Below are 13,989 nucleotides of genomic sequence, written 5' to 3' on the forward strand. Positions count from 1 at the left end.
TTAAGTACTTCATCATCTCCTATACATAAAAAAACAGCAGTTACACAATAACTGCTGCTCCTATTCTAATTATAATATTGTTATAGCCAATATAATCTTTTATACAATTTTTGTGGCCCACTCCTCACAATCCCAAACCTCCGTCACAATATCACTATAAAACTCCGGCTCATGGCATACTATAATTATGCTACCCTCATATTCTTTTAAGGAGCGTTTAAGTTCCTCCTTAGCATGAAGATCCAAATGATTTGTAGGCTCATCTAAAACCAAAATATTAGAAGGCTTATTGATTAGCTTACATAATCTTACTTTAGCCTGTTCTCCTCCGCTTAATATATTAAAGGGACTTTCTATGTGCTGCCAGGTTAATCCGCACCTAGCAAGGCTTTTCCTTACTTCAGTGATGGTAAAGTCCGGGAATACATTCCACACATCGTGTAAAACTGGAGTAGTATTATCCTCCGTGAGCTCCTGCTCAAAATACCCTATCTTCGTGTATTCACTTAAAGCTATTTCTCCATCTATAGGTTTTAGAAGTCCAAGTAAACTTTTTAGAAGAGTTGTTTTTCCTAAACCGTTGGCTCCAGTTATTGCTATCTTCTGCCCTCTCTCCATCTTTAAATTAAGAGGCTTACTTAAAGGCTTGTCGTAGCCAATAGCTAATCCTTTAGTCTCAAAAATTATCTTTTCAGGCATTTCTACAGTTTTAAAATTGAAATATGGCTTTTTAATATCCTTTTTTATCTCTATTCTTTCAATTTTATTGAGCTTTTTTTCTCTGGCTTTAGCTTGCCTTGCTGTTGCAGTTCTCACCTTGTTTTTTCTTATATATTCCTCAAGCTTTTCAATTTCCTTTTGCTGCTCCTTATACTCTATTATTCTCTGTTGTTTTCTTATGTCATAAAGCCTAAGAAAGTAATCATAGTTTCCTTCATATCTTGTAAGCTCCTTGTGCTCAAGATGATAAACCACATTAACCACTCTGTTTAAAAAACTATTGTCATGGGATATCACTATAAAAGCACCTTTATAATCTATCAAGTATCCTTTAAGCCACTCTATATGCTCTTCATCCAGATGGTTAGTTGGTTCATCTAAAAGTAAAATATCTGGCTTTTCTAAAAGCAGTTTTGCAAGTAGAATCTTAGTTCTCTGCCCTCCACTTAGAGCTGATACCTCTTTCTCTAAAAGCTCCTTAAAGCCAAGTCCCGCTGCCGTTGCCTGTATTTTTGAGTTAATGCTGTAAAAATCATTTTTATCTAAGGCTTCTTGAATTGTTGCTATTTTGCTTAAAGCTTGATTCATTTCCTCTGTATCCATATTGCCAAGCTTATTATATAAATCATTAATATTATCTTCCATATCATATAGCTTTACAAAGGCTTCCTTCAAAAAATCTATGGCAGTAATTCCTTCTTTTAAATCCACAAGCTGATCCATATATCCTATGGTATACTTTCTATTCCACTGAATAGTGCCTCCATCAGGCAATATTTGATTTGTAATAAGCTTCATAAAGGTTGATTTACCTTCTCCATTAGCACCAATAAGACCAACATGCTCTCCTTTAAATAATTTAAAGGATGCATTGGCGAACAGTATCCTATCGCCAAAAGAATGGTTCATATTTTCAATTGTTAAAATGCTCATATGTCTGCACCTCCTTGCACTGTCATAAGATAAAGCTGTACCAGTTCAATGCCAAATCTATTTTTAAAACTCTAGCGGGGTTTGGCGAGAGAATTTAAAAATAATAAGTTTTACTACGAAGTGGTACATCAATATATAAATATTGCAGTTCCACTCTATAAATACTAAAACGAAGTGGTACACTTTTATACTATCACCGGTGGCTCAGTGGTCCAAGGTCGCAGACATTTCTGTAATAAACATGCTCATATGAAATAACAAAAGGCATATTCCCCACAGAGCTAACTGTGAAAAATACGCCTCATCTATCATCCATATTTTCTTTTATTCCTTATTATTCTTCTAATACTGCTTTCAGTTAGGAAATAATGCTCAGCTAATATCTTAACCGGTACTCCAGAGGAATACTTATAAAGAATCTCATTATCTCTATCACTAAGCTGCTTTTTAGTGTCAGTATTTTCTCCCCAAGCCTTTTTGTTTTCGTCTTTTCTAGGGATATAAATATATCCGCCATCAATGTATTTTTGAATTTGTTCTATTATATTGTTTGGTAATATATTTTGTGCTTTCTCATATCTCATAATCTTCGCTCCAATCAACATTTAGTTTCTAAATGAAGATGCAACGCTTTATAAAATATGAAAAACTAATCTTTATTTATTGGCTCCAAGCAAAAGTTTTTCATATCCTACAAGCTTTGCATGGAGCTTACTACTATTGTTAAAAGCATCATGATTCACTTCCTTTTTATCCCATGATAAACTATTTTAAGGTCACTTGTCAATTTCATTGATGCCATTGTAATACCTATCTTAAAGTCATATGAAACATTGTATCCTCATATTCTTTATTCATTTTAGTATAGAAAAATATATGAATAAATGTGCATAAACATCTAAAATCACCTCAATAGCTCAATAACTTTAATATTAGGATTTCTATATCTCTTTCTTTTGATAGTTTTATTTCTCCATTGAATTGCTTGTTTTGGACAATACTGTATACAAGCAGTACATTGCTCACAACTATGCTTCCAGGTTGGCTTGTCAGCATTAAATTGTATATTATTTACTGGACAAATTCTCTCACATAACCTACAGCTATTGCAGTTATCCGTAACCCAAAAATCTTTATCTCTTGAATGAAGATTTTCCATTATCTTATCTGTTGTATTAATAAAAATTCTATCAATTGCTGTATCAAATATTAGTTTACTCCTTTCACATTTTTGGTCTCTTCTTTCATTTATTATATGCACTATCTCCTTTATTTTTCTGTTCTCTGTTTTAAAAAGTTTGTTTTGTTTTTTCATAGAGCTAGCTCCATAAGAGAAAATATTGTTTGCAGGCATATGAATTAAAAAACCAGAATTTAATGTTATTCCTTTGCTTTGCAGCATTTTTCTCAGCTTAATTAATACCTCTGAAGGAGATCCTCCATGCGTTACTATAGCAAAAACATAAGTATCTTTATTAACCTCCAGTTTTTCTAAAACTCTTTCTAAGATTAAGGGTAACCGTGCATAAACTACTGGAAAAACTATTCCAAGGTTTTCCCCTTCAAATCTAATCTTTTCTTCCCTCATAATTGATGATATTTTGCACAAGCTAAAGTTACTTAATTCACTATTTATATCTTTAGCTACTTGTAAACTGTTACCTGTACCTGAATAATATAGTATTGTATCCTTATTTATTACCATAAAAAACTCTCCTTTTATTAATATTATTAAATGATTGTTATTCATCTTTATAAAGTTAATATCTAGTTCTCTAATGGCATTATAGACCAAGTACTATGGTACACAGTCAAGGCTTATTTTTCATGATAAATTTCTATTCCATTGCAAATTTCTAAATTAGTAGTTAATATAGTTTTCTGCACCTTTTCAAGTAAGTTCTTAGTTTCTTCTAATTCATCCATTTTTACTTTTATTTCTTTTATCTTGCTTTCAACAATTATTTTGATATCCTCAATACTATTATGTAATATTTCATCATGTAGCAATACACTTATTTCTTTCAAAGTGAAGCCCAAATTTTTAGCAATGAGAATAAATTTAATGGTTTCTATATCTTTGTTTGAATACACTCTATACCCACTGTCATCTTTTTTAGGCTGAGAAATAAGTCCAATCTTTTCGTAATACCTTATTGTTTCTTTATTAATATTTAGCTCCTTTACCAACTGTCCAATACTGTAAGTTTCCTCCATATACATCTCCCTAATCTCAACTAAGTACGAACCTATTCTTATTTTCAATTATAGCATGTTTTGTAAACTCCATATTGAACCTGATAAAAAATATGACAAGCAGCTATAGACTATTATTTTCTTTATAAACATATTAAAAATAATCGTCATAATATAGCTTCACCATACTAATTTGGATATAATATTAGTAAGACACATGTCAAAACCTAAGGAGATAATATTGAGAAAAGATTTAAATAACATACATGATAAAATCTATAAAGATTTATACTCTAACAAGGAAGTCTTTATAGACCTGGTAAAGGAAATGCTTAAAGCACCTTGGGCAAAGGATTTAACCCCTGATAAATTAAAGTTAGTCAATAAATCCTATATATCCTCAGATTACGATGAAAAAGAATCTGATATTGTTTATGAAGGAACAATAGGTGATAAAAAAGTAATTTTTTATGTATTATTAGAATTTCAGTCTAGCTTAGATTATAGAATGCCACTTAGATTATTTTTCTATATAAGCGAGATTTTAAGAGAATATGCTAAAAATGAAAATCACAAAGCTTCTGATAAAAGTGTAAAAATTCCTGCTGTCATTCCCATAGTTCTTTATAACGGTAAAAAGCCTTGGGATGTTACTCAGAGATTTAGAGATATTATTGATGGTAGTGAATTATTTGAAGACAATATAATTGATTTTAAATATAGTGTTTTTGATGTAAATAATAAATTTACTAAAGAGCAGCTTATAGAATATAATAATATAACTTCAGCAATATTTTTACTTGACCAAAAGATAGATGCTAAGGAGTTTATCGAGAGAATTAAAGCTATAGCATTATTCTTTTCTAACTTAACTGATAAAGAAAGAATGGTATTGAAACATTGGATAGAAAATACCATAGAAAAAGATTTAGCAAATACAGCTAAAGAAATATTAGATGCCAATAAAGAGGAGGTGGAGCGTATGGTAGCCAATAATGCATTTTTATTAAAAGAACTTAAGGAAGAAGCAAAAAAACAAGGTAAGTTAGAAGGTAAGTTAGAAGGTAAAAATGAAGCAAAGATAGAAATAGCCAAAAACTTACTAGACGTTCTAGATGACGCTACAATCTCAGCTAAAACCGGGCTTTCTTTAGAAGTAATAAAAGCGCTTAGAAAAGCTTAGTATAATAACAATTAATTTTCAAAAATAAATGTCCATTGATTCTTATAATTTACTATAGGAATCAATGGACATTCACTGTTTTTAAGCTAGTAGCTTTTAATCATAGGCAATACTCTAAAACAGTGAAACATCATAAATCTTTCTTTCTGCAAACCATAATAAATCTATGTTCAATACTCTCTACATATCCTTTGATCTTTACTTCTTCATGCAATTTACATAATTCCTCGAAACAATCCTCTACAGAAAAGTTTGGGAATTCCCATTCAATCTTTCTTGCAAAATATACTAAAGCTCCAATATCCTTAAAACGTAGATATGGAAAAGCCTCTCTAGCGTATAAAACCTCAAACAAATCTTTCTCTATTTCCTTCAAGTTATTATCCAACGTATTCTTAGAGAACAGCGGTTTAAAATCCTTAATTAATATTTTTGATAATTTTTCGTTATTTCTGCCGCCTACTTGTTGAGAGATAAATATTCCATTTGGCTTCAATAACCTTTTTACCTCATTAATATCAAAGGATTCATGTCTATTAATAATCATATCAAAAGCTTCATCTTTGAAAGGTAGTTCTGAATCATCAAATACCTGCTTTACTTCTATTCCAAGCGGTGTTAATGTTTTCTCACACAACTTTAAGTTAGGCTCCCACTTTTCTGTAACTGCGGTGTTACTGAAAGGATGTTTCAAGGATAATAGAAATTCTCCTCCCCCAGTCCCCATATCAAGTAGTTTAAAATCTGGTTTCAAATATGTTTTTAATATATCTTTATAGTCCCAAGGCAATTCTTCTTCTTCACATCTATTTTCTAAATACGAAAAATCCCATCCCTCAGATGTATTTCTCTCTTCTTTTTCCCACAATTCTTTTAATTCTCTATACTCCATAACTACCTCTTTATCCCCCATATAACTATTCCACTATGTAACACTCAAATTTCTTATTCCCAACTATAACATGTTTTATAAATTTCATTAACTCAAAATACTCTTAATCAAACTCGCCTTCTTCAGGGATATACTCACCTGTAACTTCAATAATATTTCCATCAGGATCTGTAAATTGAAAGAAATAATATGGACTTACATTACAAACATATCTAATCTTCGTTAGCTTGTCTGTAATATCTAAACTCTTAACTCTCTCATATTCTTTTCGAAGATTTTCATCCCAAAAATTAAGTACAACCTTACGGGTATTTATAGCAGCAGTAATTGCTTTCATATCATCAAAGTACTCTACATACTCACCTTTATGTACAACTAAATCAGGATTTTCCCTATCAAAATGTCCATTCATAATGGATATGCACTGCCCTTCAAACTCGAACATTGCAAACCTGTCCATATTTTTTCTGGTAACTGCAATCTGTAATAGCTTTTCATAAAAATCAACTGATTTATTAAAATCATCTACAATTAAATAAATTGAACCTAAATGCATTCTTCCTCTCTCCCTTCAATAGAACTCTCTAGATCACAAACCATAGATATTTTTACTTCTGGTTATCTAATAATTTATAAGTATCTCTTATGAATTTTAAATCCTTATTTTCTGCTAATTTTACTTGTACCATATTTCCTCCTATTTAGCTTTTATTTAATTAACGCAAAAGTCTAATATTCTTCTAATTATAGCATATTATGTAAATAATTTTCATCTTATCATACGTCTTTTCATCAAACAGTGTATTCTTAGATTAACCTTTTCTATCTATAGCCTTTTTTAAACTTCTCCAGTATTTTTCCACTTTTGCGTGATTAATTAATTGGTTATTTTATATGCTTATATACATTATTTTCAAGTTTATATTATAATTAGGATATCTACTAAGAGAATAAATAATTAAAGGTGCAAAATGATGAAAAATACAGCAGTTGAATATTTAATAAAAAATCCATTATTACATATTGGGATGATAGAAACAATACATAGAGATACTGCAGACATACTATATGCTGAAAGTGATGGTGTATTAATAAAAGAAGAGAAGAGTAATGCTTATATGCTATCTGTAGATAATTTTGATATAGGAAAAGAACTAATAAATACTATATCGCGCTGTAATCTAATTCTTTCACATCAAGAATTTATGGTTGATTATATAATAGATAGATTTAAGCTAAACAAAAAACTTGAATGTTTTCAAGCAGTTTATATGGATAAATCTAAGCTTATTATAAGTGAGGAATTAGAAATAAAACAGTTAGATAAAAGCCACATAGAAGTTATATTAGAGCATTATGGTAAATTATCAAAGGATCGCTTGTTTTGGATGTTTTAGAAATAAATAAGCTTAGCCTTCACCGATAGGCAGTAAATAGGAGGTTAACCTATAGTTGAGTTTACATCTTATTTTTTATATAGTTTTTTACTTTCTTAAAGCTATAATTAAATCATCAGCGCTGATATAGATAAACTACTTCACTCCTTGGCGTCCAAATAAAGATTTCGATGCTTCTACAAATCTTTATTTGGATAAGTTCTAATATGAAGTAGTTTATCAATAATAAAATTATAAGGAGAACTTTTTATGCTTGATATAAAAAAGACTGGGGTTATAATTGCTTCGCTAAGAAAAAAGAATGGTTTATCACAGGAAAGACTAGCTGAAATGTTATGCATATCACCTCAGGCTATCAGTAAGTGGGAAAATGGTCATTCACTTCCTGAAACATCTTTATTGCCTGTTCTTTGTCAAATTTTTGGTTGTACTATTGATGAGTTGATTATGCCGGCTTATTCCTTCGATCCAAAGCTTGAAGAAGAAAAACCAAATATCCTTCAAATGCAGGCGGAACAGGTTGCAAAATATGTGATTCAGCAGCTAGGAAATACTGCAGCCTCCGAACAAATAATTGGCTTGGATGATAATACAATTATACACTCTATTAAGAAGACTAATCCTAATATAGGAAATTGTACAGTAACTAGAGGAAAGCCTGAAGAAAACTCAAAATATACAATTATATATATTACCGTAGTCTCTCCACAAAAAGAGTTCAAGCTAATTGAAAAAATATACTCAGATGACGACAAAGAACTCTATGGCTACAGCTTTTTCTCCCAATATACATCGACAATTCCGTTAACATATCATATTGACCCTCAAAAAAGAATTATTCTCATGGAAGATTTGACTGATTATATTCAAGGCTTTCATTTCGATGAAGCTAATGAATACGGCAATAAAATTAGAGAGAACTATTATGCCTTATTAAAGGAAACTGCTAAGCTGCATGCAACCTTTTGGGAAAATCGTAATGCTTTAGAGAAAGTAGGACTTCACTATCGTCATGAAACAAAAGAAAACCTACTAGCTCATATAAACGGTATGGAAGCGGATTATTTGAAATATAGAAAAGATGAAGAGTGTGGTAAGATTCCAAAGGTATGGGATGTACACAAAAATAATATAGCTGCAGAGAAACTTAATCTTTTTCAAGATGCCATCAAACTATTAAAACAAGAATATCTAACTTATGTAGACACGAGATTTCATTCTGAAAAAAATATAACAATTATTCATGGTGATATGCACCCTGGAAATATATTTCTTTCAAAATCAAACAATAATGAAGTTAAGTTCATCGACTTGGAAGCAGTAAGAGTTGGTTTATGTACAGAAGATTTAGCAATGTTATTAGCACTTCATATTGAGCCTGACAAGAAATATGCTAAGCAGTTAATAGACTATTATTACAATTGTCTTTGTGAAAATATTAAAGAATATCCTTATGAAACATTTATAAAAGACTACAAGATATCAATAATGGAAAATATGTTTTTCGCAATTCGATTATTAAATAGCGGTATATACGACTTCACGATGAGAGATAAGGCTATTAAGTCTTTTGAAACCTTTGTACTTGATAAAGAATAACCTGAATTAAAATCTACATCTAAGTTAACTTATATATTTCCTAAAACGTCAACTAAGGGAAGTGATTTTTTCACTTCCCTTAAAAATTGCTCTATTTCAAGTTTTTCTTTTTCTTCTACCCCACTTTAATCTCATCAATATTCTTTGTTACAATCTGCGCTCCAACCCTCTGTACAAGCTTGCCACCAGAACTAAAAAATGCGTTCTTAGCTATTATAGTGTCCATTGTCTTTGATATTTCTGCAGAAGCTAAATTTTCTTTAATACCTTTGAGAGATAAATTCACATTATCTCCTTTCTCGTTTTTAAAGGTCATAACCAAATATTTTGTTTTCATGTTTTTCTCCTCCCTTCTATAATTTCCAGACATGCTTACCTCAAGCTATTCATATAGATGAACCACTTCAATAAACTTAGGTCTAGATACTTTCCACCAAATAATCCTGCTGCTTTCTTATATAGACAGCATCTGTAGCCATTAAGTTTTCTAACGCTTGTCCAACTTCGTAAAAATCATCATCACTTAAATCTAAGTTTACATTAGAAAATCTCTGACTGCTAAAAATATCATCACCCTTTTCATTAGTACCAGTCTTGTACTTCATTATCATTGAATTACTACTTAATATTGCTGTTGCCATAGCCTCTCACCTCACAATCATCTTTATAAAATTCGTAAAGCCTCTATGAGCTTTCAATAGGTATATATGACCGAGATTCCAGTATTACAGTAACTTTAAAAATATTTTCCTATAAACCTTTTTAAATTTTTCCATAGAAAACTTTTTAAAATTAAAAAATGTTATAAATAAAAAAATATAACTATATAACTTTTTAAATATTTACTCATAAAATCAGGGTTTGAAGGGATTTTAGTATGTCACTCAGTCTTTTATAACTATAATTGTTGACCCATATACCATAAATCCTGAACTTATTAATAAGCTTTTTATCTAACAATTGCTCGCTCATCTATAATTTAAATTGCAATACTGTTCCTTTAGAGAGAAAATCCAGATAACAAATAGCTTGCTAGACGTTCTAGATAGCGCTACACTTGCAGAAACAAAACTATCAGAATAATAGCAGATACAATTTGAGTTAAAGCAATCCCTAAGGCATAGATTGAAGCCTTAGCCCCTTGCTCTTTAAGTTGCCTAAAGTTTACTCTCATTCCTATACCAGCAAGAGCTATTATCTCAAAATTGTTGCTTATCAGCTTAAAGAGCTTAGAAACATTTTGTGAAAATACTCCAATTGTAAATAAACTGCACATAACAAAGAACCCGATTACATACCACGGCACCTTTACCTTTGATCTAGCTTTTGTTAAGCTCGATTTAGAAGATTTCTTCTTCATTTCTCCAAAACCTAATACCACAAAGACTAAGAATATTATACGAACAATCTTAAATATGGTGGCTAAATCTTTTACATCCGTACTCACCAAACTACCACTTGCAACCACTTGTCCTACCGATTGAAGCACTCCTCCTATTAAGGCAGAAGTTTTTAGGGTTTCTGACTTAAATATCACATTTGCAATAAGTGGGAGCAGCAGCATTAAGGCCGTCCCAGTAACATTTACTATTGTTATAGCTATAACCTTTTCGTCCTCCTCAGCTTCTATAACAGGAGCAGTAGCAGCTATTGCAGAAGATCCACACACCGCATTTCCGCTTGCCATCAGCAAACGAAAGTTTTCTCCAAATCCAAGTTTTTTCCCTATAAATATTGCAGCACCGATGGTTATAATCATCTGAAACACTATAAAAGCAACTCCTGAGACTCCTAACTTAAGCAAGGTTTGAGCACTTAAGGTTCCACCAAGTAGTACTATGGAGTAAGATAATAAGTCACTTTCTGCAAATTTAGATCCCTTAGTATATACTTGTTTGTTTCCAAAGGTATTTCCCACTAGTATTCCTAAAAATATTGCTATAGATGCCCCGCCTAAGCTCGGCACATAATTTCCTATAAATTTTCCGATACAAGCAATGATAATACATATAATAAGTCCAGGTAAAATCCCAACTACTTTATTCATCATATTTGTTTTATCTAGTTTCTTTGAGTTATCTCTATTAATTGAAAATAATCGTCGTCCCAATTATATCATCCTTCCAAACTGTATTTTCTGTGGTGTAATTATATATAGATATCCCATTTCCATGAATTATAAATATACTAAAGATAGCTTTAACTATTAACGGTATTTTACTTGGCAAATAGATTTTTGGGGAAGTGGTATATCTATACTCTTACAGCTTTGAGTATAATAGGTGTATAATCATAAGTAAAATACATATATTTTATGATAACCATTAATATTCTTAATGATTATAGAAAGGATGACCCTTGATGATAGATGAGCTTAGAACCTTTATAGCTGTGGTAGAACATAAAAACTTTACTAAAGCTGCAGAAGCTATTAACATATCTCAACCTAGCGTGAGCTTACATATAAAACATTTGGAAGAATATTTTAATACAAAACTATTACAGCGTTCCATTAAACAAAAAAGCATCTATATAACTGAAGAAGGAAATTTACTTTATGAACGCTCGAAACAATTAATTAAATTATTAGAGGATACAAAAGAGGATTTACTTGACTATAAAAATGTTGTAAAAGGCACATTACGTATAGGTGCCAGTTTTACTATAGGTGAGTATCTTCTGCCTGCTTTTTTAGGACAGTTTACCAAAGCCTATCCATCTCTAGAGTTAGAAGTTACTATTGAAAACACTCATGATATTTGTGAAAAGGTTAAGGATTTTCAAGTGGATATAGCCTTAGTTGAAGGTACAGTACCCTCTTCAAATTTTGAGATTACTCCTTTTTACAAGGATACAATGGTGGTTGCTGTTCCCTATAATCATCACCTGGTTGACAGAGATTTTTCAGTTGAAGAGCTAGGAAATCAAACCTGGATCAGCAGAGAGATTGGTTCTGGCACAAGAGAATACTTAAATCTATTCTTATCTAAGAATGACATTCATGCTAAAAATGTCATTGTATTTGGAAGCAATTATGCTGTAAAAGAAGCTGTTAGAAATAACCTAGGCATTACACTTATTTCCTCACTTGTTACAGAAGGAGCTGTGGGAAATAAAGAAATATCTATCTTAAAAACCTCTGATGAATACACTAGAAGCTTTTCATATATTCTCCAAAAAGGAATAGTTCCATCGAAGGGTACACTATTATTTATAGATATGTTGAAAAGTTATATTGAGAATAAGTAGGTAATCTACAGAATATCTACATAAAAAAAAACAGCTTGGATTATTATTCAAGCTGTTTCTATACGCTATTCCTATTAATCTATTTTAAAATCATCTGTATATCTTAACAGTGTCAAATTATAGACCTAATCCCTACTAATCAAAGTTACTGGAATACCTAAATTTTTAATCATCACTTTATCAATTCTTAGTCTTTCTTTGCAAAAAGCAAATACACCTTCTTTTCCTTTTAACCCATGTTTTCTACCATAATTGTTGTTACTAATCCAATCAGCAATTTCATCTATCCAGTCTTTTCTTGACTCATTTGGCGCCCTTCTCTCGTCTGCTGCTTTCATTATCACTTTCTCAACATCAGTGGGCTCAATATAAACAATACGTGGATTCAGGGATTTAACTGTATTTAATAAATTTGTAAGGTGGATTAAGATTTCTTCATCGCTTTTCTCATATACACCTAATAACTCAAATATATGATTTTGAAGAAAAGCACATTCAAATATATAAACTGTATCATCTAATAGTGCCTCTTCCCCAAACCTCTTCCATCGCTTTAGATGTATTTCTGTAAATTCTTCTAAGCTTCGTCTTCCATCACATATCTCTTTTGCTGCAACTTCACCCACTAGATTCCAGTAGCATCCCTCTGGAAACTCTAATTTTGTATAAGCTAAGATAATATGGTTGTCTTCCCTTCGAACTTGTCTTTCAACTATACGCTTCAGTTCCTCTTTACTAACAGTCTTTTCTGAGCTTTCCCACATTTCTAAGCACTTCGATAAGAAGTTATTGTATTCTTCTTCACTAAGATAAGCATTCCAGGACATATCTGCTGGATGAGACATTCCTTCTTCATAAAGTACTGCCTTTTTCCCCTCTGCTAAGAGTTTTTCTTTTATTTTTCTTGCTGTAGTAGTTTTACCAGCTCCTGGTATACCTTCTACTAATATAAGTTTATTTTCCATAATTCTCTCCCTTTTTGATTGCACTTTATTACTTTTCATAAAGAGTCTTTATTACAACCACTCTTTGGCATGTTCTTTAATAAAATCGATTTCTGCTAAATACAAATCCCTATGCCCCTCTTCCATCATTTTTTGAAAAGCACTATTCCCACTTTTAGCTTCCTCATAAATTAAGTCAGCAAGTACCTGTAATCTAGCTATCATTTGTTCAAATAAGTCATTGGGACACTCAATTCCGTAAGCTTTAAAAAATACCTGAAGGCTCTTCTTCCTCAGTTCTTTATCTCTGGTCCCATCATAATATCTATATTCATGTTTTTCTATATCATAAAGCTTGTTGCTAAAGGGTACAAATCTATAAAGTGCATACACAATATCCCATATCCTAGGTGCAGGACAACATGTATCAAAGTCAATGATCCCATATGGCATATCGTTAACAAAGGTAATATTATACGGTGCGATATCATTATGACATATGACTTCCTTTTCTAAAGTCCCTTTGTAGGAAAACATCCAGTTATCTGATTCAGTTCTTTCAAAGGATAGAGTTGCATCATGATATTTCCGCATCATTTCACCCAATCTTTTAATAATCAAAAGCTGCTTTTTCTCATCATTAGTAAAAGGATAATTATCAATGCATTCTCCATGAACATATGATAATACTTCCATCCCACTTTGATCTATTCCTAAAAATCTTGGACAGCTAGTAAATCCAACCTTTTCTAAATGCTTAAGTACTCTATGTATTGTTGAACTCCAAGCCTTTTGTTCCCTAAGAACAGTTTCATTCTGCTTATATACATTTGATAAATTACCACCTGATAACTTCTCACAGTCTTTTACCACTGA

General features: G+C 31.3%; 15 protein-coding genes. 4 read left to right on the forward strand and 11 right to left on the reverse strand.

Features of this window, described 5'->3' with window-relative positions; genetic code table 11:
* Window positions 1–99: 99 nt before the first annotated feature.
* The 4 genes from JHL18_RS16685 to JHL18_RS16700 form a co-directional block, all read right to left on the reverse strand.
* Entirely contained in the window at window positions 100–1,653 is a 1,554-nt protein-coding gene (locus JHL18_RS16685) for an ABC-F family ATP-binding cassette domain-containing protein (RefSeq protein WP_200271267.1), read from the reverse strand.
* A gap of 308 nt (window positions 1,654–1,961) precedes the next feature.
* Window positions 1,962–2,237 (reverse strand): CD3324 family protein, encoded by a 276-nt coding sequence (locus tag JHL18_RS16690; protein WP_200271268.1) that lies wholly within the window; start codon window positions 2,235–2,237, stop codon window positions 1,962–1,964.
* A gap of 320 nt (window positions 2,238–2,557) precedes the next feature.
* Complete coding sequence (locus JHL18_RS16695; RefSeq protein ID WP_200271269.1) at window positions 2,558–3,358, reverse strand: EFR1 family ferrodoxin; 801 nt, start codon at window positions 3,356–3,358, stop codon at window positions 2,558–2,560.
* Between the two features lie 113 nt (window positions 3,359–3,471).
* Window positions 3,472–3,870 (reverse strand): MerR family transcriptional regulator, encoded by a 399-nt coding sequence (locus JHL18_RS16700; RefSeq protein WP_200271271.1) that lies wholly within the window; start codon window positions 3,868–3,870, stop codon window positions 3,472–3,474.
* A gap of 220 nt (window positions 3,871–4,090) precedes the next feature.
* Here JHL18_RS16700 and JHL18_RS16705 point away from each other — a divergent pair, with 220 nt between their 5' ends.
* Window positions 4,091–5,032 carry an Rpn family recombination-promoting nuclease/putative transposase gene (locus JHL18_RS16705; RefSeq protein ID WP_200271273.1) on the forward strand — a complete coding sequence of 314 codons (942 nt, stop codon included), beginning with the start codon at window positions 4,091–4,093 and terminating at the stop codon, window positions 5,030–5,032.
* Window positions 5,033–5,162: 130 nt separating this feature from the next.
* On the opposite strand, the gene JHL18_RS16710 is transcribed toward JHL18_RS16705, so the two are convergent.
* Entirely contained in the window at window positions 5,163–5,924 is a 762-nt protein-coding gene (locus tag JHL18_RS16710) for a class I SAM-dependent methyltransferase (protein WP_200271276.1), read from the reverse strand.
* Between the two features lie 103 nt (window positions 5,925–6,027).
* Window positions 6,028–6,480, reverse strand: coding sequence for a VOC family protein (locus tag JHL18_RS16715; protein ID WP_200271279.1), 453 nt, complete (start codon window positions 6,478–6,480; stop codon window positions 6,028–6,030).
* Window positions 6,481–6,898: 418 nt separating this feature from the next.
* Between JHL18_RS16715 and JHL18_RS16720 the strand changes: the two genes are divergently transcribed.
* Together JHL18_RS16720 and JHL18_RS16725 are read left to right on the forward strand one after the other, a co-directional pair.
* Window positions 6,899–7,321, forward strand: coding sequence for a hypothetical protein (locus JHL18_RS16720; RefSeq protein WP_200271282.1), 423 nt, complete (start codon window positions 6,899–6,901; stop codon window positions 7,319–7,321).
* A 249-nt stretch (window positions 7,322–7,570) separates the two neighbouring features.
* Entirely contained in the window at window positions 7,571–8,920 is a 1,350-nt protein-coding gene (locus JHL18_RS16725) for a helix-turn-helix domain-containing protein (protein ID WP_200271285.1), read from the forward strand.
* Window positions 8,921–9,035: 115 nt separating this feature from the next.
* Here JHL18_RS16725 and JHL18_RS16730 read toward each other — a convergent pair whose 3' ends face one another.
* The 3 genes from JHL18_RS16730 to JHL18_RS16740 form a co-directional block, all read right to left on the reverse strand.
* Window positions 9,036–9,257, reverse strand: coding sequence for a DUF2922 domain-containing protein (locus tag JHL18_RS16730; protein WP_243277908.1), 222 nt, complete (start codon window positions 9,255–9,257; stop codon window positions 9,036–9,038).
* Between the two features lie 82 nt (window positions 9,258–9,339).
* The gene (locus JHL18_RS16735) at window positions 9,340–9,561 is read right to left on the reverse strand and encodes a DUF1659 domain-containing protein (protein ID WP_200271288.1); all 222 of its coding nucleotides are present in this window, start codon (window positions 9,559–9,561) and stop codon (window positions 9,340–9,342) included.
* 410 nt (window positions 9,562–9,971) lie between these two features.
* Entirely contained in the window at window positions 9,972–10,970 is a 999-nt protein-coding gene (locus tag JHL18_RS16740; RefSeq protein ID WP_200271481.1) for a YeiH family protein, read from the reverse strand.
* A 311-nt stretch (window positions 10,971–11,281) separates the two neighbouring features.
* On the opposite strand from JHL18_RS16740, the gene JHL18_RS16745 reads away from it, so the two are divergent.
* Complete coding sequence (locus JHL18_RS16745) at window positions 11,282–12,169, forward strand: LysR family transcriptional regulator (protein WP_200271291.1); 888 nt, start codon at window positions 11,282–11,284, stop codon at window positions 12,167–12,169.
* Window positions 12,170–12,294: 125 nt separating this feature from the next.
* On the opposite strand, the gene JHL18_RS16750 is transcribed toward JHL18_RS16745, so the two are convergent.
* Together JHL18_RS16750 and JHL18_RS16755 are read right to left on the reverse strand one after the other, a co-directional pair.
* A complete protein-coding gene (locus JHL18_RS16750) occupies window positions 12,295–13,134 on the reverse strand; it encodes a P-loop NTPase family protein (RefSeq protein WP_200271293.1) in 840 nt (279 codons plus the stop codon).
* Window positions 13,135–13,185: 51 nt separating this feature from the next.
* Window positions 13,186–13,986, reverse strand: a complete 801-nt coding sequence (locus JHL18_RS16755; RefSeq protein WP_200271296.1) for a phosphotransferase — start codon at window positions 13,984–13,986, stop codon at window positions 13,186–13,188.
* Window positions 13,987–13,989: the final 3 nt, after the last annotated feature.

The sequence above is a fragment of the Clostridium yunnanense genome (assembly GCF_016595795.1).
Taxonomy (GTDB): domain Bacteria; phylum Bacillota; class Clostridia; order Clostridiales; family Clostridiaceae; genus Clostridium_AR; species Clostridium_AR yunnanense.